Annotated in this window: 19 protein-coding genes and 2 pseudogenes; 16 read left to right on the forward strand and 5 right to left on the reverse strand. The window is 55.7% G+C overall.

The window, feature by feature from the left end; translation table 11 throughout:
* Nucleotides 1-72: 72 nt before the first annotated feature.
* Nucleotides 73-813, reverse strand: a complete 741-nt coding sequence (locus C2U30_RS22110; RefSeq protein ID WP_103244577.1) for a phosphatase — start codon at nt 811-813, stop codon at nt 73-75.
* Between the two features lie 470 nt (nt 814-1,283).
* On the opposite strand from C2U30_RS22110, the gene C2U30_RS22115 reads away from it, so the two are divergent.
* The 4 genes from C2U30_RS22115 (at nt 1,284) to C2U30_RS22130 (ending at nt 8,598) form a co-directional block, all read left to right on the forward strand.
* Nucleotides 1,284-1,937 carry a TetR/AcrR family transcriptional regulator gene (locus C2U30_RS22115; protein ID WP_103244578.1) on the forward strand — a complete coding sequence of 218 codons (654 nt, stop codon included), beginning with the start codon at nt 1,284-1,286 and terminating at the stop codon, nt 1,935-1,937.
* 47 nt (nt 1,938-1,984) lie between these two features.
* A complete protein-coding gene (locus C2U30_RS22120; RefSeq protein WP_103244579.1) occupies nt 1,985-4,309 on the forward strand; it encodes an acyl-CoA dehydrogenase in 2,325 nt (774 codons plus the stop codon).
* A gap of 161 nt (nt 4,310-4,470) precedes the next feature.
* Nucleotides 4,471-7,536 (forward strand): efflux RND transporter permease subunit, encoded by a 3,066-nt coding sequence (locus C2U30_RS22125; protein ID WP_103244580.1) that lies wholly within the window; start codon nt 4,471-4,473, stop codon nt 7,534-7,536.
* A gap of 15 nt (nt 7,537-7,551) precedes the next feature.
* Nucleotides 7,552-8,598 (forward strand): efflux RND transporter periplasmic adaptor subunit, encoded by a 1,047-nt coding sequence (locus tag C2U30_RS22130; RefSeq protein ID WP_103244581.1) that lies wholly within the window; start codon nt 7,552-7,554, stop codon nt 8,596-8,598.
* 66 nt (nt 8,599-8,664) lie between these two features.
* Here C2U30_RS22130 and pyk read toward each other — a convergent pair whose 3' ends face one another.
* Nucleotides 8,665-10,104 carry a pyruvate kinase gene (gene pyk, locus C2U30_RS22135; RefSeq protein ID WP_103244582.1) on the reverse strand — a complete coding sequence of 480 codons (1,440 nt, stop codon included), beginning with the start codon at nt 10,102-10,104 and terminating at the stop codon, nt 8,665-8,667.
* Nucleotides 10,105-10,264: 160 nt separating this feature from the next.
* Nucleotides 10,265-11,119 carry a MurR/RpiR family transcriptional regulator gene (locus C2U30_RS22140; RefSeq protein ID WP_167332173.1) on the reverse strand — a complete coding sequence of 285 codons (855 nt, stop codon included), beginning with the start codon at nt 11,117-11,119 and terminating at the stop codon, nt 10,265-10,267.
* A gap of 348 nt (nt 11,120-11,467) precedes the next feature.
* Here C2U30_RS22140 and glk point away from each other — a divergent pair, with 348 nt between their 5' ends.
* Entirely contained in the window at nt 11,468-12,436 is a 969-nt protein-coding gene (gene glk, locus C2U30_RS22145; protein ID WP_103244583.1) for a glucokinase, read from the forward strand.
* 376 nt (nt 12,437-12,812) lie between these two features.
* Here the strand turns inward: glk and C2U30_RS22150 are convergent, their stop codons facing one another.
* The gene (locus C2U30_RS22150; RefSeq protein WP_103244753.1) at nt 12,813-14,171 is read right to left on the reverse strand and encodes an ATP-binding protein; all 1,359 of its coding nucleotides are present in this window, start codon (nt 14,169-14,171) and stop codon (nt 12,813-12,815) included.
* Between the two features lie 23 nt (nt 14,172-14,194).
* Complete coding sequence (locus C2U30_RS22155) at nt 14,195-14,869, reverse strand: response regulator (RefSeq protein ID WP_010675337.1); 675 nt, start codon at nt 14,867-14,869, stop codon at nt 14,195-14,197.
* A gap of 958 nt (nt 14,870-15,827) precedes the next feature.
* Between C2U30_RS22155 and rfbB the strand changes: the two genes are divergently transcribed.
* The 11 genes and pseudogenes from rfbB to C2U30_RS22200 all read left to right on the forward strand — a co-directional run bounded on the left by rfbB (nt 15,828) and on the right by C2U30_RS22200 (nt 24,957).
* The gene (gene rfbB, locus C2U30_RS22160; protein WP_103244584.1) at nt 15,828-16,913 is read left to right on the forward strand and encodes a dTDP-glucose 4,6-dehydratase; all 1,086 of its coding nucleotides are present in this window, start codon (nt 15,828-15,830) and stop codon (nt 16,911-16,913) included.
* Nucleotides 16,913-17,800 carry a dTDP-4-dehydrorhamnose reductase gene (rfbD, locus tag C2U30_RS22165; protein ID WP_103244585.1) on the forward strand — a complete coding sequence of 296 codons (888 nt, stop codon included), beginning with the start codon at nt 16,913-16,915 and terminating at the stop codon, nt 17,798-17,800. Before rfbB ends, rfbD begins: the two co-directional genes overlap by 1 nt.
* 123 nt (nt 17,801-17,923) lie before the next feature.
* Nucleotides 17,924-18,799, forward strand: a complete 876-nt coding sequence (rfbA, locus tag C2U30_RS22170; protein WP_103244586.1) for a glucose-1-phosphate thymidylyltransferase RfbA — start codon at nt 17,924-17,926, stop codon at nt 18,797-18,799.
* A gap of 97 nt (nt 18,800-18,896) precedes the next feature.
* On the forward strand, nt 18,897-19,439 hold the full coding sequence (gene rfbC / locus C2U30_RS22175; RefSeq protein ID WP_103244754.1) for a dTDP-4-dehydrorhamnose 3,5-epimerase: 543 nt from the start codon (nt 18,897-18,899) through the stop codon (nt 19,437-19,439).
* A gap of 8 nt (nt 19,440-19,447) precedes the next feature.
* A complete protein-coding gene (locus C2U30_RS22180) occupies nt 19,448-19,849 on the forward strand; it encodes a sugar 3,4-ketoisomerase (protein WP_103244587.1) in 402 nt (133 codons plus the stop codon).
* Between the two features lie 2 nt (nt 19,850-19,851).
* A pseudogene (locus C2U30_RS23210) lies at nt 19,852-19,941 on the forward strand (N-acetyltransferase); the annotation flags it as partial.
* 225 nt (nt 19,942-20,166) lie between these two features.
* A pseudogene (locus C2U30_RS23215) lies at nt 20,167-20,313 on the forward strand (DapH/DapD/GlmU-related protein); the annotation flags it as partial.
* Between the two features lie 2 nt (nt 20,314-20,315).
* On the forward strand, nt 20,316-21,419 hold the full coding sequence (locus C2U30_RS22190; RefSeq protein ID WP_103244589.1) for a DegT/DnrJ/EryC1/StrS family aminotransferase: 1,104 nt from the start codon (nt 20,316-20,318) through the stop codon (nt 21,417-21,419).
* A complete protein-coding gene (locus C2U30_RS22195; protein WP_103244590.1) occupies nt 21,416-22,666 on the forward strand; it encodes an O-antigen translocase in 1,251 nt (416 codons plus the stop codon). Before C2U30_RS22190 ends, C2U30_RS22195 begins: the two co-directional genes overlap by 4 nt.
* Nucleotides 22,667-22,757: 91 nt before the next feature.
* Nucleotides 22,758-23,798 (forward strand): hypothetical protein, encoded by a 1,041-nt coding sequence (locus C2U30_RS22730; RefSeq protein ID WP_158654937.1) that lies wholly within the window; start codon nt 22,758-22,760, stop codon nt 23,796-23,798.
* Between the two features lie 160 nt (nt 23,799-23,958).
* Nucleotides 23,959-24,957 carry an EpsG family protein gene (locus C2U30_RS22200; protein ID WP_103244591.1) on the forward strand — a complete coding sequence of 333 codons (999 nt, stop codon included), beginning with the start codon at nt 23,959-23,961 and terminating at the stop codon, nt 24,955-24,957.
* Nucleotides 24,958-24,965 lie beyond the last annotated feature (8 nt).

Below are 24,965 nucleotides of genomic sequence, written 5' to 3' on the forward strand. Positions count from 1 at the left end.
CCGAAAATGTGCTGGCAAGTCAATGAGCCAGGACTGTTTTTATGAGCCTGCTCATGGAGTTACGGGTACACCTCAGAGATCGACGAATTCCGGGATATGGGCGCGGCCACGGCTCTCGAGAAACGCGAGCAGGGCACGGGGGGAGCGCGCCAGGATCCGCTCCTCGGGGAAGCCAGCCTCTGTCACCAGCCGGTGGCAGTGGTCAAAATTCCCCAGGCTGAAGGCCACGTGGGAGTCTGAGCCGAAGGTGAGGTAAGCACCCAGATCCCTCGCCGCCTCGACGATGGCGCGGCAGTTGCCTTCACTGCCCGGACGGGAGTGACTGAAGGAGGAGTTGTTGATCTCCAGCGCCACCCTGTATTCGGCGGCGGCCCTGACCACGGCCTGGATGTCGATGGGAAAGGCGGGGTTGCCGGGGTGGCTTATCATGTCGACCCGGCCGCTTCGGATGGCGTTGATCATGGCCTGGGTATGGGTTGCCTGATCGCAGGGGGGGAACACGGGCTCATGAAAGCCGGCCATGATCATGTCGAGGCGCGACTCGTAGCGTTCGGGGAAGTCTATTTCGCCGTCTATGTTCTTGATGTTGGCCTCGATGCCGCGCAGTATGCCGACCCCGTCCACCACCCGTGGCAGGACGTGCAGATTGACGAAATGCCAGAAGTGGGGCGCATCGGCCATGTCGGGACCGTGATCCGTGGTGGCAAAGAGCTTGATCCCCTTGGCCTTGGCAATGGGCAGGTAATCGTGGATGGTGCTGTAGGCGTGGGTGCTGGCGACGGTGTGCGTGTGGGTATCGACTTGGTACTTCATCTTTTCTCCCCTCTGGCATGAGGCGCCAGCATAGCAAGATTGGCGGAGTCGGGCCATGTGGCGGCCTGCCATACTTTGTCACAAATTACGCCAGGACTGACAAAGTCTGACCATCTTTGTCTGCGAGCATAGCCCCATCGATGCAAGCCTGAACTCTCATCGATGGGTCGACACTGGATAGTCAGACCCGTTTTCCCCGCCGTCGCACCTGCGACGGTTTTTTTTTTGGTTCTCTGTCGGCGCATCGGGTGACGGCAGGGCAAAAAAATGCCCAACTAGCATGACGCAGGTTGGGCGAGACTTAATGTTTAATTGCAGTGGCATAGATATAGAGTCCTGCCTGGCCGCTAAGTTCCCATCTTGTTCCCGCTTTTTTGGTTGAAAACATTTCGCCAACACCTGTTCACATTCTCTTGACATGACTGGGCGTGAAACGTACTTTTTAAACATTCGTTTAAGTGAGGTGTCCAGTGAGTAAAATCGATACCAAAAACCGTATTCTCGACGCCGCCGAGGTGCTGTTTGCCGAGCGGGGATTCGCCGATACCTCGTTGCGTCTGATCACCAGCGAGGCCGATGTGAACCTGGCCTCGGTCAACTATCACTTCGGCTCCAAAAAGGAGCTGATCCAGGCGGTGCTCGATCGCTACCTGAGTATCTTCATGCCTGAGCTGGATGCTCGCCTGCAGACCTTGATGGCCCAGGAGCAGCTGAGCCTGCTGCAGGTGTTCGAAAGTTTCGTCGAGCCCCTGATGAAGCTGGTGGCGGTGCGGGCCAACGGCCCGGCGCTCTTCATGCAGTTGCTGGGGCGCGGCTACATCGACAGCCAGGGCCACCTGCGTCGCTTCATCACCACCCACTACGGGGCGACCCTGCACGGGATCACCCAGGCGATTTCCAAGGCCAACCCGGCCCTGTCGCCGGCGGATCTCTTCTGGCGCCTGCACTTCACCCTGGGCACAGTGGTGTTCACCATGGCTTCCGCCGATGCCCTGCGTGACATCGCCCAGGCCGATTTTGGCCAGCAGCTCGATGTGGAAGGGCTGGTGCGCAACGTTATTCCTTATCTGGCGTCCGGTGTCGGGGCGCCCGTGGAGTCGACCAGGCTCTCCCTGGCCGTGTAACACCTAACAATAATCAACGGAAACAGTGAAATAGAAGGAACTTCGGTATGATCACATTGCTTGTCCTGCTGGTGCTGGCGATAGCCGTGGTGCTCGGCGTGCCCGCCATCCGTAAAAAGGTGGTAACCCGTCCTGTGTTCGGCATCTTCAAGAAGATACTGCCGCCCTTGTCGGCCACCGAGCGGGAGGCCATGGAAGCCGGCTCCGTCTGGTGGGATGGCGAGCTGTTTCGCGGCAACCCGGACTGGAAGAAACTGCACGGTTACGGCAAGGCCGAACTGAGCGCCGAGGAGCAGGCCTTCATCGACAATCAGGTCGAGACCCTGCTCGCCATGGTGGACGACTTCAAGATCGTCAACGAAACCAAAGACCTGCCAGAGCCGGTCTGGGACTATCTGAAGAAGGAAGGCTTCTTCTCCCTGATCATCCCGAAATCCTACGGCGGCCGCGAATTCTCTGCGATTGCCAACTCCACCATAGTCACCCGCATTGCCACCAAGAGCCTGAGCGTGGCGGTCACCGTCATGGTGCCGAACTCCCTCGGCCCGGGCGAGCTGCTGATGCACTACGGTACCCAGGCCCAGAAGGACTTCTGGCTGCCGGGGCTGGCCAACGGCAAGGAAGTGCCCTGCTTCGCCCTGACCGGGCCGGAAGCGGGCTCGGACGCGGGCGCCATCCCGGACAAGGGGATCGTCTGCAAGGGCATGTACAAGGGTGAAGAGGTGCTGGGTATTCGCCTCAACTGGAACAAGCGCTATATCACCCTGGCGCCGCGCGCCACAGTGCTGGGCCTGGCGTTCAAGCTCTATGACCCGGAGAAGCTGCTGGGTGACAAGGAAGAGCTCGGCATCACCTGCGCCCTCATCCCCACCAGCCACCCGGGCGTGCGGGTTGGCGATCGCCACTACCCCATGGGGCTGGCGTTCCTGAACGGCCCGACCTTCGGCAAGGATGTGTTCATTCCGCTCGACTGGATCATCGGTGGCCCGGATTACGCCGGCCGTGGCTGGCGCATGCTGGTGGAGTGCCTCTCCGCCGGTCGCGGCATCTCGCTGCCTGCCCTCGGCACCGCCTGCGGTCACATGGCGAGCCGCACAGTGGGGGCCTACTCCTACGTGCGCAAGCAGTTCGGCATGTCCATCGGCAAGTTTGAAGGGGTGCAGGAAGCGCTGGCCCGCATCGGCGGCCTCACCTATCAGCTGGAAGGGGCCCGTCGCATGACCGCAGGTTCCCTGGACTTGGGTCAGGCACCTGCCATCGTCACCGCGATCTCCAAGTACCACATGACCGAAATGGCGCGCCAGATCATGGATGACTCCATGGACATCCACGCCGGTCGCGCCATTCAGCTGGGCCCGAAAAACTACACCGGTTACGCCTACATGGGCATTCCGGTCGCCATCACGGTGGAAGGGGCCAACATACTGACCCGCAACCTGATGATCTTCGGGCAGGGGGCCACTCGCTGCCACCCCTACGTGTTTGCCGAGCTGGAAGCGGCCGCCGACACCGACGTGGAGCGTGGCCTCGAGAAGTTCGATGCCCTGCTGATGAAGCACATCGCCTTCGGTACCGGCAACTTCTTCGGCGCCCTGTTCCAGGGGCTGACCCTGGGTCAGTTCAACAATGCCCCTGTGGCTGGCGAAACCGCCCGCTACTACAAGCAGCTCTCTCGCATGAGTAAAGGGCTGGCCCTGTGCGCCGACGTCTCCATGCTGATGCTGGGTGGCGATCTCAAGCGCAAGGAGATGATCTCCGCCCGTCTGGGCGACGTGCTGAGCCACCTCTACCTGGCCTCCGCCACCCTCAAGCACTACGAGGATCAGGGCCGCATGGTCTCGGATCTGCCGTTCGTGCAGTACGCGGTGGAGCGCAACCTCTACCTGATTGGCAAGGCGTTCGAGGGCTTCTTCCAGAACTTCCCGAACAAGGTGGTGGGCGCCGTGCTCAAACGGGTGGTCTTCCCATTCGGCGTGGGCTACAAGATGCCGGCAGACGATCGCTGCCACGCCATCTGTCTGGCCATGATGACCCCGGGCGAGTTCCGCGACCGTCTGACTGCGCTCTGCTACGTGGGCAAGGATGACGCTGATCCGGTGGGTCTGATGGAGCGCGCCTTCCAGGCCATGGTGGCGGTGCAACCCATCGAGAAGAAGCTGGTGCAGGCCCAGAAAGAGGGCAAGCTGCCCCGCAAGATGGCCCTGCCGGAGCTGGTGGCCGCGGCCCTGTCCCAGTCCATCCTCGGCAAGGAGGAGGCGGACAAGCTGCTGGCCGCCGATGCCCTGCGCTACGAGGCCATCCAGGTGGACAACTTCGCCCCCGGTGAGCTGGAAGGGTTGTCTCAACCGAACCCGGTTGTGCACGCTGCCTGACCCCGAGAGTGAACCGACAACCGGCCCATGTGGCCGGTTTTTTGTTTGTTAACCAGGCATTTACAACCTCGATTAATTCCAGTTAAATGCAATGGCCCCCACCCTTGGGGCAGGAAGCAAGGCCAGCGGAATGGCCGATAACAACAACTCAGGAAGAGTGAATGAACCTCGCCAAAACGGCGATCGAACGCCCCATCTGGGTGGCGGTCTCGGTCGTGCTCATTTTTTTGCTGGGCCTGCTCAGCATCCGGGGACTGCCTGTCCAGCTGTTTCCCGACATCGATCGTCCTCACCTTAACATCTCGGTGGACTGGCGCTCGGCCTCGCCCCAGGAGATGGAGTCGGAGATAACCGACCCCATAGAGCAGGAGATGCAGGGGGTACAGGGGCTGAAAAACCTCACCAGTAACAGCTATCCCGGCTTTACCGAGATCGACATGGAGTTTGCCCTCGGCACCGACATGCAACGGGCCCAGCTCGATGTGATTTCGCGATTGAACCGGGTCTCGGGGCTGCCGGACAAGATCGGTGGCCCTTACGTCAACAACTACAGCAGCAACGACACCCTGACCTTCTTCTTCATCCAGCAACTGCCCGGCGCCAAGGGGGCGATCGACGATCACCAGGCGCTGATCGAGGCGAGGGTCAAGCCCGAGCTGGAGCGGATCCCCGGGGTGTCCATGGTCGACATCGAGGGGATCAACGAGCGCCAGATCCAGATCCGCTTTGACCCCTATCGTGCCGCCGAACTGGGGGTGGAGATACCCGTGCTCGCCAGCCGGGCAACCACTGGCTGGGACGTCTCCGCCGGCACCCTCGACATCGGCCGCTGGGAGTACAAGCTGCGCTTCGCCGGGCGCTACGATGTGGAGACGCTGGGGGACAAGGTGGTGGACTGGCGCGACGGCCTGCCCATCTACCTGCGGGACGTGGCCGAGGTGCGATTGGCCCGGGAGGATAACCCGGTACTGCGCATCCAGAACGGCAACACCGCCATAGCGGCGCAGATCTTCAAGGAGAGCGGGGCCAATGCCCTGGCGGCGCTGGAGGGGATCAAGCTCAAGGTGGAGGAGCTCAACCTGAAGGTGCTGGAGCCGGTCGGGCTGCACATGGAGCAGTCGTTCGACGCCTCCCTCTACATCAACCGGGCGGTGGGCATGGTGACCGCCAACCTGGGGCTGGGGGTGCTGCTCTCCTGCGCCATCCTCTGGGTCTTCCTGCGCCAGCTCAAGGCGACCCTGATGATAGCGATCGCCATCCCCATCAGCATCATGCTCACCTTCTGCCTGCTCAAGGTGATGGGCAGGACGCTGAACATCATCTCCCTTGCGGGGATCGCCTTCGCAGTCGGCATGGTGCTGGATGCCGCCATCGTCGTGCTGGAGAGCATCTACCGGCGCCATGAGCGGGGGGATCTGAGCAAGGCCGAGGCGGCGCTGGAAGGCACCAGCCGGGTGTGGACCGCCCTGGTGGCCTCCACCCTCACCACTGTCGCCATCTTCCTGCCGGTGCTCTTGCTCAACGACGTGGAGGGGCAGCTGTTTGCCGACCTTGCACTCACCATCGCCTGCGCCGTCACCGTCTCCATGCTGGTGGCGGTGACAGTGCTGCCTGCCGTGGCGGCGCGCTGGATGGGGGGCGAGCGGCTGGTCGATCCCTATGACGGGCTCTGGCGGCGCACCACCCGCCATGTGATCCGCTGGACCGGCACTGCCCCCCGGCGCTGGACCCTCATCGTCCTGATGATGAGCGGGCCCGTGCTGGCCAGCTGGCTGCTGCTGCCCAAGATGAACTACCTGCCGGACGTGAAGCGGGATGCCATCGATGTGTGGATGAGCTTCACCCCAGGGGTCAACCTCAAGGCCCAGCGAGAGGAGGTGATAGATACCCTGATCGCCCGCTTCGATCCCTACATGAAGGGGGAGCAGGAGCCGGCCCTCAAGAACTACTACATATTGCGCTACCCGGGCGGCGCCCAGATCGGGGTGCGCCCCAGGGACGAGACCCGGATCAAGGCGCTGGAGCAGCTCCTGATGAAACAGCTGCTGGTGGGCATACCCGATACCCGGGTCTTCGGCGGTCAGGGCTCCCTGTTTGGCGGCTTCGACAGCGAGAACGGCATCTCGTTGCTGATCCAGGGTGGCGAGCTGCCGGCGCTCTATCAGGCAGCCAGAGAGAGCATGGCCATGGTGCAGCGGGACTTGCCGGGGGCCCAGATAAGGCCTGAGCCCGGGCTCGACTTCACCGCCCCCGAGCTCAAACTGGTGCCGCAAGATCGGCGTCTGGCCGAGGTGGGTTGGGATCGCAGCCCCTTGCCCGCCATCATCCAGACCTTCGGCGACGGCCTGCGGGTCGGCGAGTATTTCGACGGGGAGGAGCGGCTCGACATCCTGCTGATGGGCCAGGCCTCCGCCAACCCGGACGAGCTGAAGGCGGTGCCGCTCGCGACTCCGTCCGGGCGCATAGTCCCCCTCGGTGAGCTGCTGCGGGTGGAGCCCGGCCTCGGGCCGGAGAGCATCTTTCGGGCCGACGGGCGGCGCAGCATCCGCCTGCAGATCACCCCGCCTGAGGGGATGAGCATGGAGCAGGTGCTGGAGACCCTGCAGACCAGGAGCTTTGCCGCCATCCGGCCGCTGTTGCCGGTCGGGGGCGAGCTGAGGGTTGCCGGCAACGCCGACAGCCTGCAACAGGCCCTGGACAACCTCGGCGGCATCTTCCTGTTCGCCGTGATGATACTGCTCATCTTGCTGTGGGGGGTCTTCGCCTCCCTCAAGGATGCCGTGCTGGTGCTGCTGACCCTGCCGCTCGCCACAGTGGGCGGCGTGCTGGCGTTGCACCTGAGCGGCCTGCTGGTGCCGCTGCCGATGGACCTGCTCACCATCATCGGCTTCGTGATCCTGCTGGGGCTGGTGGTCAACAACGCCATCCTGCTGGTGCACCAGACCCGCATGGCCGAGCGGGAAGGGATGAGCCGCCAGTCGGCGGTGGCCGATGCCCTGCAAAGCCGGATGAGGCCCATCGCCATGACCAGCCTCACCAGCATCTTCGGCATGCTGCCGCTGATGCTGAGCCCGAGCGAGGGCAGCGAAATCTACCGCGGGCTCGCCACCGTCATCGTCGGCGGCATGAGTTGCAGCACCCTGTTCACCCTGATCCTGTTACCCGCCTTTCTGCGGCTGGGGGAGCAGACTGAACTGCCACTGCTCGCCCTGCGGCAGCGGGCCTGAGCAAGGAGCTCATCGATGAAACGAATTTTCACAAGGATGGTACTGGGTGCGGCCCTGCTGGCGGGGGGCGTACTTCCCGCCCTGGCACAAGGCAAGATGGTGACCCTTGCCGACGTGACCCAAGGGGATGCGGCGGCCAGCATCTGGGTCAGTGGCACGGTCGCGAGTCGCCAGCAGGCGGCGCTCAGCGCCGAGGTGAGCGGCCGGGTGGAGTGGATAGCCGAGTTTGGCAGCCGGGTCAGCAAGGGGGATGAGCTGCTGCGTCTGGACGCGGCCACCCTGCGCCTCTCCCTTGAACAGTCACGGGCAGAACAGGCCAGAGAAGCAAGCAACCTGCGCTACGCCCGCGCCGAGTTCCAGCGGCTCGAGCGACTGCACCAGCAGAAGAGCGCCTCCCGGAGCCAGTACGACAAGGCGCGTTACGACGTGGAGCAGGCCGAACTGGCCGAGCAATTGGCACGGGTACAGGTGCGCCAGATCGAGGCGCAACTGCAGAGGACCCACATCTTCGCTCCCTTCGACGGTGTGGTGAACGAGCACTTCATCCAGCCAGGAGAGCACGTGGATGCGGGGGAGCAGGCGCTGGAGCTGGTCAATCCGGATCAGCCGGATATCCGGCTGCGGGCCCCCATTGTCTGGGCCAGTCAGTTGGAAGATCAGGCCAGGTTGCGGGTCGAGGGGGAGCAGATCAGCAGCCACGCCACCTATTACCAGCGGGCGGCCAGCGCCGATCCCAAGTCGCGGCTCATCGAGTTGCGCCTCAGGCCCGAGCCGGGCAGTTTCATCATCGGCTCGCCGGTGCGGGTGGCGCTGCCGCTGGGGGAGCAGCAGACCATGCTGCTGCCACGGGATGCCCTGGTGCTCGGCACCGAGGGGAGCGTGGTCTATCAGGTGGAGCAGCGCGGCGAGGCGTTGACCGTGAACCGGGTGCCGGTGACCGTGCTGTTTGGCGACAACCGGCAGGTGGCGGTGAGCGGGGCGCTCAAGCTGGGGGACAGGGTGGTGGTGCGCGGGGCAGGTAGTCTGCAGGATGGGGACAAGGTGGAGCTGTTTCGTGGTTGAACCGGATATGACGCCATAAAAAACGGCTCCCGCAGGAGCCGTTTTTGTCGATGTCCAGGCGAGCGATTACTCGACCATCATCACCTTGCAGGTGTTGGTACTGCCCACGGTTTCCATCTTGTCGCCATGGGTCAGCAGCACCATGTCGCCGCTCTGGACCAGGCCTTTGGCCTTGAGCACGTCGAGCGCCTCGCGGCACACCTCGTACACCGGCTTGCTCTCGTCGCCGTCGAACAGGACCGGGGTCACGCCACGGTAGAGGTTGGTCCATGCCAGAGTCTTGTTGTGGGGAGACATGGCGAAGATTGGCAGGCCGGAGCTGATGCGGGACATCAGCAGCGGGGTAGTGCCGGATTCGGTCAGCGCCACGATCGCCTTGACCCCTTCCAGGTGGTTGGCCGCGTACATGGTGGACATGGCGACGGCCTCTTCCACCGAGGTGAAGGTATAGCTCATGCGATGGTTGGAGACATTCAGGCTAGGGTGCTTCTCGGCGCCCACGCAGACGCTGGCCATGGACATGACAGTCTCGATGGGGAACTGGCCGGCGGCGGTCTCGGCGGAGAGCATCACAGCGTCTGTGCCATCCAGCACGGCGTTGGCCACGTCCATCACTTCGGCACGGGTTGGCAACGGGGCGTTGATCATGGACTCCATCATCTGGGTCGCCGTAATGACGACGCGGTTCAGACGGCGGGAGTGGCGAATGAGCTTCTTCTGCACACCCACCAGCTCGGGATCACCGATCTCGACGCCGAGATCGCCCCGGGCCACCATGACGGCGTCGGAGCCGAGGATGATGTCCTCCATCGCCTCGTCGCTGGCGACGGTCTCGGCGCGTTCGACCTTGGCCACTATCTTGGCGTTGGAGCCGGCTTCGCGGGCCAGCTCGCGGGCGTAGCGCAGGTCATCGCCGCTGCGGGGGAAGGAGACCGCCAGGTAGTCCACGCTCATGCGGGCGGCAGTCTTGATGTCTTCCTTGTCCTTGTCGGTCAGGGCCGGTGCGGAGAGGCCGCCCCCCTTCTTGTTGATGCCCTTGTTGTTGGAGAGCGGCCCGGCCACGGTGACCGTGGTGTGGATGCGGGTGCCTTCCACCTGTTCCACTTTCAACTGTACCCGGCCATCGTCCAGCAGCAGGATATCGCCTGGCACGACGTCGTTTGGCAGGCTCTTGTAGTCGATGCCGACCTGCTCCTGGCAGCCTTCTCCCTTGCCGAGGGCGGCGTCGAGGATGAACTTGTCACCGATGGCGAGGTAGATCTTGCCATCCTTGAAGGTGGAGACGCGGATCTTGGGACCTTGCAGGTCTCCCATGATGGCCACGTGGCGGCCGAGCTTGGCGGCGATTTCACGCACCTGGTTGGCGCGCTGGATATGGTCTTCAGGAGTGCCGTGAGAGAAGTTCATCCGCACCATGTCGGCACCGGCGCGGATGATCCCCTCGAGGATGCCGTCGCGATCGGTCGCCGGACCGAGTGTGGTTACAATCTTTGTACGTCTTGGCATGAAAGACTCCAATGTGAAGTTGATATGACTTGAAATACTGCCCCGTCAAGCATGTGGCATGGCGCCGGCTTGCAGGCCATCTGGGTGGCCTTGTTTGATTGAATTTCGATACTACACCAAGCCCGGTGGCTTAGACAGTCGGGGGCGAACCCCCGAATGATCAGGAGGAGTGCGGGGTATCAAAGCGGGATTCGCGCAAACCTTCTTTGACTTTTTTCAGGTTTTCGCGAAATTTCATGCCACGGCGCAGGGTGAAGCCGGTGGCCAGCACATCCACCAGGGCGAGCTGGGCGATGCGCGACGCCATGGGCATGTAGACGTCGGTGTCTTCCGGCACGTCCATGGAGAGTACCAGGTTGCACTCGCGGGCCAGGGGGGAGTCCTTGGCGGTCATGCCGATCACGGTGGCATCGTTTTCACGGGCCAGGGCGGCAATTTCCACCAGCGCCTTGGTGCGGCCGGTGTGGGAGATGAGCACCACCACGTCCCCTTCGCTGCTGTTGATGCAGCTCATGCGCATCATGACGATGTCCTCGAAGCTCACCACGGGGATGTTGAAGCGGAAGAACTTGTTCTGGGCATCCCGGGCGACGGCGGAGGAGGCGCCCAGACCAAAGAAACTGATCTTCTTGGACTGGGTCAGGATGTCGACGCAGCGGTTGATGGCGGAGATGTCCAGGCTGTTCTTGGCGGCATCGAGACAGGCCATGGTGGACTCGAAGATCTTGGCGGTGTAGGTGTCGGGCCCGTCTTCCGCTTCCACGTGGCGGTTCACATAGGGGGTGCCGTTGGCCAGGCTCTGGGCGAGGTGCAGCTTGAAGTCGGGAAAGCCCTTGGTATCGAGGCGACGGCAGAAGCGATTGACGGTGGGTTCGCTGACATCCGCCAGCTTGGCCAGGGTGGCGATGCTGGAGTGAATGGCGGTCTGGGGGGATGCCAGGATCACTTCCGCCACCTTACGCTCTGATTTACTGAAACTTTCCAAATTGTTCGTAATTTTATCGAGGGTATTCATCATTACCACCAGGCATTTTTGTAATTTAACTTCAGTGTCTGTGCACTAAATTCACAGCTCAAGCAGGTTTCCAATCTCCGCGATGACTATACAAGACAAGAGCTTATCGGAACTAATCTCGTCCATACAAAGTATGACTCATGTCTAATTATTTCGTGTTTTTAGTTACAAACTTCCATTCCGCCCTTGAAAACGCTTACAAATGTTGCAAAGCAACAACACTGTGAGCGGGCGCACAGTTGCATTCATAAAACGCGCCGCCGGGAAGCGGGCTCGAGTAGTATTGCAGCCAAATAACAAGGTCGGGACGGTAAGGGCCGCCCCGAGTCGGTAACGAAGGAGTTTGTTATGCAGCATACCCATGCGCTGGTGGGCGACGTAGGCGGTACCAATGCCCGGCTGGCCCTCTGCGAGCTGGCGACCGGCGCCATTTCCCAGGCAAAGACCTATTCAGGGCTGGCCCACCCCAGCCTGGAGGCCGTGGTGCGCCTCTATCTGGAAGAACATGGCGCCAAGGTGGGCGAGGCCTGCATCGCCATCGCCTGTCCCATCAACGGCGACTGGGTCGCCATGACCAACCACAGTTGGGAGTTTTCCATCAGCGAGATGCAGGCCAATCTGGGCCTGGCGCGCCTGCAGGTGATCAACGACTTCACTGCCGTCTCCATGGCGGTGCCCGTGCTCGGCGAGAGCGATCGCATCCAGCTGGGGGGCACGGCCCCGGTGGCCGGCAAGCCCATCGCCATCTATGGCGCAGGGACCGGCCTCGGGGTCGCCCACCTGGTGCAGGCCGGCGAACAGTGGCTCAGTCTGCCGGGTGAGGGCGGGCACGTGGACTTCGCCGCCAACACGGAAGAGGAAGATGCGGTGCTGCAGGTGATGCGCGGCGAGCTGGGCCATGTGTCGGCCGAGCGCTTCCTCTCCGGTCCGGGTCTGGTGAACTTGTACCGCGGGCTGGTGAAGTCCGACGGCCGGGAGCCCGAGGCGTTCGAACCCAAGGACATCACGGAGCGGGCGCTGGCGGGGGAATGCCTGGATTGTCGCCGTACCCTGAGCCTCTTCTGCGTGCTGATGGGGCGCTTTGCCGGCAACCTGGCCCTCAACATGGGCACCTTTGGCGGCGTCTACATCGCCGGCGGCATAGTACCGCGCTTCCAGGAGTTCTTTATCGCCTCCGGTTTCCGGGTGGCGTTCGAGGACAAGGGGCGCTTCAAGTCCTACCTCAAGGACATCCCCGTGTTCCTCATCACCCACGAAGGTCCGGGCCTGCTCGGTGCGGGCGCCTATCTGCGCCAGTCCCTCGGGATCCGTCTCTGACAGGCTAGGGAAACGATTTCATCGCGGTTCAGCCCTGATTCAGTGGCCCTGGCGTAGAGTAGGCTCACGTACTCAAGAGGACAGGGTTTCACAGGGAATTGGAAGCTGTCTTCATCCGCTGGGTGCGAATTGTCACCTGACAAGCCTGAACTGTTTCACCGGCCCTCGCGGCCGGTTTTTTTATGCCCGTCGTTTCTGCTCGAGCAGGGGGTGAGGGGAGAGGCCCGTCGGTTTCTGATGGGGTGCAGCTTGTCAGCACCATTGCACTCGGCAAGGCATCGCCCGGCAGCACAGGGGAAAGGGTGGGAGAAGGTGAGCGCCGGGATGGCGATGCCCGAATGCGGCAGGGGCCAGGCACTGGCCTGGCCCCGATCTGTCAGGGGAGGGTGATATGGAAGCGGGCGCCGCCGAGGGGAGACTCATCCACCCGGATCTTGCCGCCGTAGCTGTGCACGATTTCGGTGACGACGGCGAGCCCTATTCCCTGGCCCGGGGAGCTGTCGGCCCTGACGCCGCGCTGGAAGATCTGCTGCGACTTGCCGGGGGCGATGCCGGGGCCGTCATCCTCCACCACGATGAGCAGGCCGTTGTCCTGGTGGCCGACATGGACCCGGATCTCGCTGATGGCGAACTTGCAGGCGTTGTCGAGCAGGTTGCCCATCAACTCCATCAGATCGCCCTGCTCGCCGTGGAAGAAGACATCGTCATCGAACTGGAAGTCGGTCTGCAGCTTCTTGTGGCGATAGACCTTGGCGAGGCTGGCCAGCAGTTTCTCGATGAGCGGTACCGGCTCGGTGCCCTTGCTCGCGAGGCGCTTTCGACCCGTGACGGCGCGGCGCAGCTGGTACTGGATGATCTGGTCCATGGTGGTGATTTGTTCGCTGATGTTGTCATGGATGTCGTGGCCGAGCTTGAGCTCCTGGGCGGTGATCTGGATCAGGGCCAGCCGGGTCTTCAAACTATGGGCGAGATCGTTGAGCGCATGCTGATAGCGCTGGGTCTGCTGGCGCTCGTTTTCCAGCAGTTGGTTGACGGATTCGGTCAGCGGCGTCAGCTCCCGCTCGTAGTCCTTGGAGAGCGCCTCCCGCGTGCCGGCACGGATCTCGTCTATCTGCCGCGCCATGGTGCGCAGGGAAGAGAGACTCCAGAAGCTGGTGAGCAGCAGCAGGGCGCCAAGCAGGCTGTAGGCGAGCAAGGCCTGGCGAATGCACCGGTAGAGATAGTCCCGGGTCTGGGCCTGGTAGCGCTTGGCGGAATCGACCATCACCACGTAGTAGGTCGTGGGGCCGTCGCCGTGGTTGCGCAGGAAGCGCAGGCTGTAGATGAAGTAGCTCTCGCCATTCTTGATGGTGTGCAGCTTGAAGAAATAGTCCTGATCCAGGCCCCCAAGGTACTTCATCAAATCCCGGCAGATGGTCTCCTTGATGGTGATCACCTCGGGCATGTGCAGGCTGGACCAGCTCAGCTCTCCATCGGAGCGGCAGATGAGGGTGTCGAGATTGGGGTCGATGGCATCCGGGGTCAGGCCGCCGAGATCCGTGATGGCGTGGGGCTCCGGCTGCTTGGAGGAGAACAGCTTGGAGAGGTTCTCCTGCATGCGGATGCTGGCTTTCTGGGCCTGCTCCTCGGCGTGGCCGAGGTAGAGGATATAGACGGAGAAGGCCATGATGAGCGCGATGACCAGCATGGCGCTCATCATCAGCTTGAGGTGCAGCGAGCGATGGATCAGTGTCATGGGGTGCAGCATGGCAAGGGGCATCAACTGCAGGAGAGGTTGAAGATGTAACCCTGGCGGCGGATGGTGGAAATGGGCTGGATGAGCCCCTCCGGATCCAGTTTCTTGCGCAGTCGGCTCACCATCACCTCTATGGTGTTGGGATCCCCTTCGCCATCCCCGTAGAGCTGGTCCAGCAGTTGCTGCTTGGAGACCACCTGGCGGGCGTTGCGCATCAGGTACTCCAGGATCAGATACTCGAAGCTGGTGAGCACGGTGACTTCGCCGGCGATGGTCAGCTCCTTGCGGGAGAGATCCAGCTCGTAGTCACCCGCCTTCACCCTGGGGGAGATGAAACCGGCGCTGCGGCGCACCAGGGCATTGAGGCGGGCCAGCAGCTCGTCCTTCTGGAAGGGTTTGACCAGGTAGTCGTCCGCCCCGGCCTCCAGCCCTTCCACCTTGTCCTGCCAGTTGCCCCGCGCGGTCAACACTATGATGGGGAAGGGGATCTGCTGCTCGCGCAGGCGGCTGATGAGCTGCAGGCCGTCCATGTCCGGCAGGCCGAGATCGATGATGGCCACGTCGATGGGGTAGTCGGTCGCATAGTGCAGCGCCACCTGGGCGTTGTCCGTGCTGTGAACCTGATTCTGGGCCTCGGTCAACAGCGTGGAGAGGTGGTGATTGAGCAGCTTGTCGTCTTCGACCAGTAGAATTTTCATAAGATGCATGATGATAAGGGTCCAGGCTGTCAATTAGAGGGTCAACAAGAAGGAGAGTCAATGCGGATCCTACTTGACCCCCCTGTATCGGGACTGAATCATGCCAGCCTTTGTCTCCTCTACCCGTCCTTGCATCGGCAGTCATGCCTTTCGTGCTTTATTGTGAGTCATGCTGTCGAATCAGATGAGGACTGTCGGGGTTTCATTGGTGACTACTTGCGACTGTTCTGATCGCACCGGTGGGTATGGGGACTCGCTATGCTGTTGCAGCAGTGCTCGTCGTCACAACTCGGCTCCGAGCATCGGGGTAACGCAGGCATGCAGTTGTAATCGCCTGAACATATTCAATTTTATTGTTTGATGCCGGTGATTGGGAACAACCCCCGGTGTGGCGTAGGGATGATTGTTGCGCGAGAAGGGTCAGAAGGTCTAATGAGTGGCAATTTTGAATCCCTACCCTACGAGAGGTTTTCTGCGGTTATGACTATTCATCCCCACACCAAACGAGATAGAATCTGGTCCAAAATCGGGTTTGGTGCATCAATTGCCCAAGATGTGAGCAATGCAGGCTGGTAGATGGCCTGGGTGTGCAATGTGATGCGACAACATTGTTAAACATCAATCAAAACAAGAAGCTGGAGGATATGATGGCCAACAGCGCGCACAATCAGGTGAAAAGCAGCATGTTGGGAGCTGTAACCTACGGGCGGTAGCGTGATCATTTATCCATTTCAATCTTGCGTTGGTTCATCGCCGTTAATCCTCTTGCTTTGAGAGTCTTTCTGCATGCAGACAGACAAACATCACCCAACGAATTTCGTTGAGTGGGTCTAAGCATTTGTGAACTCAGCGCAATCACTTTGCCCTATGAAGAGAAAAACCAGCCAGAGTGATGCACAGTAGCAAACCCTAACCAAAAATCTTTCCTTTTCATTAGATTGCAATCGGGAACCTTTCAATGAAGATCCTTGTAACCGGCGGTGCCGGTTTTATCGGTTCGGCTGTTGTTCGCCATATTATCCGTGATACCCAAGATTCCGTTATCAATCTCGATAAACTCACCTATGCCGGCAATCTGGAATCCTTGGCCGATGTATCGTCAAGCGAGCGTTATGTGTTTGAGCAGGTGGATATTTGCAATCGTGCCGAGCTGGATCGGGTGTTTGCCCTGCACCAGCCTGATGCCGTGATGCACCTGGCCGCCGAGAGCCATGTTGACCGCTCCATCACAGGCCCTGCCGACTTTATCGAGACCAATATCGTCGGCACCTACATGCTGCTGGAAGCGGCTCGCGCCTACTGGAACGGTCTGGACGAGGTACGCAAGGCGGCCTTCCGCTTCCACCATATCTCCACCGACGAGGTGTATGGTGACTTGCCCCATCCGGATGAAGTCGCCCCCGGTGTTGCACTGCCGCTCTTTACCGAAATCACCCCCTATGCCCCCAGCAGCCCCTATTCTGCCTCCAAGGCTTCCAGCGACCATCTGGTGCGCGCTTGGCGTCGGACTTACGGCCTGCCGACCATCGTTACCAACTGCTCCAACAACTACGGCCCGTTCCACTTCCCCGAGAAGCTGATCCCGCTGGTCATTCTTAACGCGCTGGATGGCAAGCCGTTACCTGTCTATGGCAAGGGCGACCAGATCCGTGACTGGCTCTATGTGGAAGACCATGCTCGTGCGCTCTACAGAGTAGTGACCACGGGCGTGGTAGGGGAGACCTACAACATCGGCGGTCATAACGAGAAGCAGAATCTGGAGGTGGTACACACCATCTGCGATCTGCTCGATGAGATGGTGCCAAAAGCCGGGTCCTATCGCGATCAAATCACCTATGTGACTGACCGCCCAGGTCACGACCGTCGTTATGCCATCGACGCCAGCAAGATGAGCGCCGAGCTGGATTGGCAGCCGCAAGAGACCTTCGAATCCGGTATCCGCAAGACCGTGCTGTGGTACCTGGAAAACCAGCAGTGGGTCGGCAATGTCAAGAGCGGGGCCTATCAATCCTGGATCGAGCAAAACTACGGGGAGCGTGCCTGATGCATATTCTGCTGTTTGGCAAAAACGGCCAGGTAGGCTGGGAGTTGCAGCGCTCACTCGCCCCGTTGGGCCAGGTTACCGCGGTTGATTTTGATTCCACCGACTATTGCGGTGATTTCAGCAACCCGGCCGGCGTTGCGGAAACGGTGCGCCTGCTCAGGCCGGATGTGGTTGTGAATGCTGCGGCCCACACCGCCGTCGACAAGGCCGAGAGCGAGCGGGAGTTTGCCGAACTGCTCAATGCCACCAGCGTGGCTGCAATTGCCAAAGAAGCTGAGGCGTTGGGTGCCTGGCTGGTGCATTACTCCACGGACTATGTATTCGATGGCAGTGGCGAGCGGCCCTGGGTTGAAACCGATGCAACCGCTCCACTCAACGTCTACGGCGAGACCAAGCTGGCGGGGGAGCAGGCAGCCACGCTGTGCTCTCGTCACCTTGTCTTCCGCACTAGCTGGGTGTATGCCGCTCGTGGCGCCAACTTTGCCAAGACCATGCTGCGCTTTGGCAAGGAGCGCAGCGAGATGTCGGTCATCAACGACCAATTCGGTGCGCCAACCGGCGCGGAGTTGCTGGCCGACTGCACGGCCCATGCGATCCGTACGGCGCAAACCAAACCTGAGGTGGCGGGTCTCTATCATCTGATCGCCTCCGGCACCACGACCTGGTTTGACTATGCGCAGCTGGTGTTTGCCAAAGCCAGAGAGGCAGGGGTTGAACTGGCAGTCACGCAACTCAATGCGGTACCGACCAGCGCGTTTCCAACGCCAGCCAAACGTCCCCACAACTCACGACTCGATACCACCAAGTTCCAGCGCACCTTTAACCTGCGCCTGCCGGACTGGACTGTCGGTGTTGAGCGGATGCTGACCGAGATCCTCGGAAAATAAGAAAATAGAGATAGCGTGGGTATACAGTCCCACGCTCCAACAGGGATAAAACGCAAAATGAGTGCCATTTAAGCGCACTCACTTTGCTGGGTTACATAATTCAAAGATAAGAAATCAAGCACGATGACTAAACGTAAAGGTATTATTCTGGCCGGCGGCTCAGGCACTCGTCTCTATCCCGTCACCATGGCTGTCAGCAAGCAGTTGCTGCCCATCTATGACAAACCGATGATCTACTACCCGCTGAGCACCCTGATGCTGGCGGGGATCCGCGATATTTTGATCATCAGTACGCCACAAGATACCCCCCGCTTCGAGCAGTTGCTGGGAGATGGCAGCCAGTGGGGCCTGAATCTGCAATACAAGGTGCAGCCAAGTCCGGACGGGTTGGCACAAGCCTTTATTCTGGGTGAAGAATTCATCGGTTCGGACCCCTGTGCCCTGGTATTAGGCGACAACATCTTCTACGGTCACGACCTGCAGAAACAGTTGGAGGCTGCCGCGGCCAAGCCTTATGGAGCCACTGTGTTTGCCTATCACGTGCATGACCCTGAGCGCTATGGGGTGGTGGAGTTTGATAAACAGGGAACGGCCATTTCCCTGGAAGAGAAGCCGGTGGAGCCCAAGAGCAACTATGCGGTGACGGGGCTCTACTTCTATGACAGCAGCGTGGTCGAGATTGCCAAGAGCCTGAAGCCGTCGCCGCGTGGTGAGCTGGAAATTACCGATGTGAATCGCATCTACTTGGAGCAAGGCAATCTGTCGGTGGCAATGATGGGCCGTGGTTATGCTTGGCTTGATACCGGCACCCATGAAAGCATGATTGAAGCGAGCAACTTCATTCAAACCATCGAAACTCGTCAGGGGTTGAAGGTGGCCTGCCCGGAAGAGATTGCCTATCGCCAGAAGTTTATTACTGCCGACCAAGTGCGTGAACTCGCGGCTTCGTTGGCCAAGAATGCTTATGGTCAATATCTACTAAAGATGGTTGGCAAGTGAAAGGGGATTGGTGAATGCGCATTGGGATTTGTCACTGACGGTTCCCGACTTCCTACTCCCCATTCCCTGCTCCCGAATCCTGATTCTCGAGATCAAAATGAACATCATCGACACTAGAATCCCCGACGTAAAAATTATCGAACCCAAAGTTTTTGGTGATGAGCGCGGGTTTTTCTTTGAAAGTTTTAACCAGCAGCAATTTGAAACAGCCATTGGCCGCATGGTGAATTTCGTTCAGGACAATCACTCCAAATCTAGCAAAGGCGTGCTGCGAGGTTTACATTATCAACTCCCCCCTAACGCCCAAGGCAAACTGGTGCGTTGTGTTGCTGGTGAGGTATTTGACGTCGCGGTCGATATTCGCAAAAGTTCCCCCACTTTTGGTCAGTGGGTCGGAGTTCACCTTTCAGCCGAGAATAAACGCCAATTCTGGATCCCGGAAGGGTTTGCTCATGGGTTTGTTACCTTGAGTGAAACGGCGGAGTTTCTCTATAAGACAACTGATTATTACAATCCACAATGTGAACGCGCGATTTTATGGAATGATAGAGATCTGGGCATTGATTGGCTATCTGATAATGTATTTATGTCGGATAAAGATAAGCTAGCGACAGAATTTAAAAGCGCGGAATTATTTTAAGGTATATTATGCTCATAAAGTTATTGGATTTTAATATTCTCGGTGACGAAAGAGGGCAGCTAGTTGCGATAGAGGGCAATCGTCAAATACCATTTGATATTAAGCGTGTTTATTATTTGTTCGGTACCAAGCCTGATATAGCTAGAGGCTTTCATGCTCATAAAGCACTTCAACAGGTTGCTATATGTGTCAGCGGTTCTTGTCGTTTTGTCATGGATGATGGTGTTAACAAAGAAAGCATAGTTCTTGATTCAGCCGTCAGAGGACTATTCATTGACGCCATGCAGTGGCATGAAATGTATGATTTTAGCCCTGATTGTGTGCTGATGGTATTGGCAAGCGATGTATATGATGAGTCTGATTATATTAGGGACTATGAGAGCTTTATTGCATTAAGTGGAAAACTGTAAATATGTATATTCATCCTCTCAGCGATGTTCAATCTAATCAAATTGGTGAAGGAACGAGAGTTTGGCAGTTTTCTGTCATTTTAGAAAACGCAAAAATAGGTGCCGAATGCAATATATGTGCTCACACTCTTATTGAGAATGATGTAACGATTGGCGATCGAGTTACCGTCAAATCTGGTGTTTTTATTTGGGATGGCACAACGATAGAGGATGACGTATTTATCGGCCCTTGTGTTGCGTTCACCAATGATAAAATACCCCGTTCAAAAGTATATCCTGCACAATTTTCTCGCATTCACCTAAAGCGAAATTGCTCAATAGGGGCAAATGCAACTTTGTTGCCAGGGATTACAGTTGGCCGCCATGCCATGGTTGGTGCCGGTGCAGTGGTAACCAAAGATGTTCCCGATTATGCCGTTGTTGTTGGTAATCCAGCTAAAATTATTCGTTATATAGAGAACTAAAAATGATTGAATTTCTGAATTTGAAGACTGTTAACGCTCAATATCAACAAGAACTGAAAGATGCCTGTGCCCGTGTTATCGACTCTGGTTGGTATATTATGGGAAACGAGCTGGCTCAGTTTGAAACTGAATTTTCCACCTACTGTGGTGTCAAACATGCCATCGGTGTTGCCAATGGTCTGGATGCGCTGATCTTGGTGCTGAGAGCCTGGAAAGAACTTGGCAAACTTAAGGACGGTGATGAGGTGATTGTTCAGGCCAATACCTATATTGCCTCTGTGCTAGCCATTACCGAAAACAATCTGGTGCCTGTGCTGGTTGAGCCCAATGCGGATACCTATAACCTCGATCCTGCACTGGTTCGCGCAGCCATTACCCCTAATACCAAAGCCATTTTGCCGGTGCATCTCTATGGTCAGCTTTCCCCTATGCCTGAGTTGATGGCCATTGCCAAAGAGTATGGCCTGTTGGTGCTCGAAGATTGTGCTCAGGCTCACGGGGCAGAAATTGGGGGCAAGCGCGCCGGTAATTGGGGCTATGCAGCCGGTTTTAGCTTCTATCCCGGCAAAAACCTAGGAGCGCTTGGTGATGCTGGGGCTGTCACCACGAATAATGACGAGCTGGCCCAGACGCTGAAGGCGCTGCGCAATTACGGTTCCCACAAAAAATATGAAAACCTCTATCAAGGGGTAAATAGCCGTCTGGATGAGATCCAGGCTGCGATGATGCGGGTTAAATTGCCTTATCTGGAGAAAGAAACGGCCCGTCGTCAGGAAATTGCTCGACTTTACCGCGCTGGCATCAACAATCCGTTGGTGACATTGCCCCACGTTGAAACAGAAAGTGCCCATGTCTGGCATCTATTTGTGGTGCGAACTGAGGTGCGTGAACCATTGCAGCAGTGGTTGACCGAGCAAGGGGTTCAAACCTTGATCCACTATCCTATTCCCCCTCACAAGCAGCAGGCTTATCCGCAGTTCCGGGATTACCAATTGCCACTGACCGAACAAATTCACCAACAGGTATTATCGCTTCCCATAGATCCCACCATGAGCGATGAAGCGATAGAGGCTGTTATTCATGCGATAAATGGCTTCAAAGTATGAAACGTTTACTGAAAGTCACTGCCATGACTGGGTTGCTAACACTGCTCAGGATGGCGATGGGCTTTGTGATTGCCAAGGTGGTGGCCGTTTATACTGGCCCCACCGGCATGGCAATGTTGGGCCAAGTCCAGAGTATGGTGACTAGCCTCAATGGCATTATCAATGCACCAGTGGGCAGCGGCATTGTTCGCTATACCGCAGAAAAGCAAGGTGAGGGATTTGAGGCCTGTGCCCCTTGGTGGCGAGCATCTCTGCAATGGGTACTGATGATTTCGGCAATTACAATACCTGTTGGATTATTGTTAGCGGATCATATCGCAACCTGGCTATTTAAAGATAAAACCCTTGCCTGGATTGTGATGGTCACCGTGGCAGTGCTACCGCTTTCAGCAATAGGTACGCTGTGTAATTCGGTGATCAATGGTCAACAACAGTATCGCCGTTATGTTAGCCTAGGAATGCTATCAGTCCTGATCTCTGGCGCTATGATGTTAACCATGATCCTTCAGGCCAATATCAAAGGGGCCTTGTTGGCGACGGCGGTGCAGGCCGCCTTAATTGGCGTGATCATGTTGGCAGCTAACCTGCGTCAATCCTGGTTTAAATTGCGTTATTGGTGGGGCACGACCGATAGAGAAGCCAGAAAGGCGATCGGTGGCTATATGCTGATGGCCATCACCACTGCATTGACGGTTCCGACATCACTGATCTTGGTCAGAAATATTCTGATCGACCAAGTAGGCTGGGAAGCCACTGGCCAGTGGCAGGCGGTATGGAAAATATCAGAAGTTTATCTTGGCGTAATCACCATGGCGTTGAGCACTTATTATTTACCGCGCCTTTCATCGTTAGTGGGGGCTGATGCCATTGTGAGTGAAATACATAAAACATCTCGCATTGTATTGCCTATTGTTGCAATCTTGGCATGGAGTGTCTATCTGCTGCGTGATGTCGCTATTTGGCTACTATTTACCAAGGAATTTAGTGCTGCCCGTGATCTGTTTGCTGTTCAACTCTGCGGCGATGTTATTAAAATTGCTAGTTGGTTGTATGCCTATCCGATGTTATCTCGTGGTGCAACGAAGTGGTTTATAAGTACGGAGATAATATTTTCACTATCATTTGTTGCGTTAAGCTTTTTATTTGTGACGAAACTTGGGGTTGGTGGAGCAGTTGTTGCTTATTTGGTGAATTATATAGCGTATTTTTTTGTCATCTCTTTTAATGTTAAGAAATTTGCTAGGTAATGACTTGATGCTTTGTCTAAGCTCTTAGATATAAAAAGATATAAAAGTAGTTTTTCATTGACAAAATAATTCATATAATAGGTTGTTTCTGATGAAAATTATCATTCCAGTCTTAGGTATGGGGCGATCTGGAGGCGAAAGAGTTTTATCTAAAATTGCCACAGAGTTAGTAACACAAGGTAATGATGTTTATTTTGTGACTTTAAAATCAGATTTGCCTCCCTATTATAATACTAGTGCTAATATTATTTTTTGTGAAAGATCAGAACGTATTAACAAAATATCAAGATTTATCGAAAATTGTTATGGGATATGGAGAAAATGCAGAGAGTTAGATGGTGATATCGTTGTTGCAAACTATCATATAACTGCATACATTGCTGCTTTTTTGTTAACCAAAAAACAGCGATTTTATTATATTCAAGCATATGAGGTTTTATTCTACAAAAGACCACTATTTAAATTAGTTGCTCTGATGACATACCTGCTTCCATTTAATAAAATAGTTAATAGCAAGGTGTTATTACCTGAAATTATTAATAATTATTCGGCAGTAGTCCCAGCCGGTATCGATTATGAATTGTTTTATGATTCGGTACTGCCAGATATTGATGGTGTTATTAATGTTGGTATTGTTGGTAGAAAAGAACCTTATAAAGGTACAAAAGAAATATTACAAGTTCTTGCTAATTTTATAGAAGAAAACCATTTATCAGATAAGGTAAATGTTAATGTTGCAGTGCATATGCCAGACATGCATTTTACTATAAAAAATATGATGTATCACTCAGTTGAAAATGACGCAGACTTGGCGAGTTTTTATAAATTAAATGACATTTTTATTGCAACAGGACTCATAGAAGATGGTGCATTTCATTACCCATGTGCTGAGGCTATGGCTGCTGGATGCTTAGTGATATCTAATTACGCGCCATTAAGTAATACATCAAGTGAGTTAAAAATCACTCATTTCTCAGAGGAAGGAATTATATCTGGCATAAACAAATGTTTAACAATGAATCGGCATGATATTCAGAGAGAAGTCTTGGTTAATCAATCTATAATAAAAAATTTATCGTGGAATATCATTGGTAAAAAAATGAATGATGTATTGCACCATCATATAGGGTAATAGTTTTCAACCTTGAACCAGCTTTAAGGTGGGGGTGATTAAGTACCCATTACGCTGAAAGTGAAAATCTATTAATTGAAAATCAATAGGTTATAGTGACACTATTTCGCATCTAATGTTGTTCTCACCTTCCTTATAAAATACAAAAAGATGATACGAGATGAAAAGTCTTAAAATATCAAAGTTTGTTTTTGTTGCATTTTTTTTTGCACTTTTTGTCAGTATATTCACAGCAAATAAACCGCTTTATTTACTACCAGATATGCCTGTCTATTATGACCTTTATATAGATGCTATCATGGGACGTGATGTTGTAATTGAGCAATCATATGTCTATTTGTCTTTAATATCAGTATATCTTGGGTTGGGGTTTTCGTTTCTAATATTTATGTATGCCTTTTTATCAATCATGATAAAGGTATATGCATTAAAACAATATAAAGAAAAATATACGTTTGCAATATTATACATATCATCGTATCTCTTTTTACATGAGTTAGTTCAAATCAGGATTGGTTTGGCCATATCGGTTTTATTTCTTGGGGTGTTTTTATATTTTGAAAATAAAAAGCTGGCTGGGGTGATAGTTATTTCTTTAGCTCCAATTATTCATCAGTCCACATTAATGTTTCCATTTGTCTTTTATTTTTCTGTTTTAATTGTTGGGCTGCGATTACAATATTTCATATTGACGGCTTCATTTTTATTTTTTATTTTGTCTTATGACGGTCTGTCAGTTTTGGAATCTATACTTAATTGGGTTCCGATATCATCTATCAGATATAAAATTTTAACATATATGGAAATGCAAAAGGTAACGGGAGAAAGCATTAATTTGTTCTCTATTCGATTTATCATTTTTTATTTTACAACATTTCTTCTTTTTTTAAGATGGAATGCATTAGAGTATCGGCACAAGGTGCTTTTAGTTCTTGGAGTTTCATTTTATACTATAGTTTTCATTGTAAGAGATCTATTTATTATTTCATTGAGAATTATTGAAATAGCGGGCCCCTTTTATTTGTTATTAATGTCTTCCTTAAGGAATTACTATAGAAGCAAATACATTAACATCGTTTTATGTTTGTTCTTTTTTTCAAGCTTATATTACTCACATGAGCTTTTCATTCAGGGAAAAAATGATTTTTCCAACTTATAAAAAATATA

It is taken from the genome of Aeromonas sp. ASNIH5 (assembly GCF_002902865.1).
GTDB classification, from domain to species: Bacteria; Pseudomonadota; Gammaproteobacteria; order Enterobacterales; family Aeromonadaceae; genus Aeromonas; species Aeromonas caviae.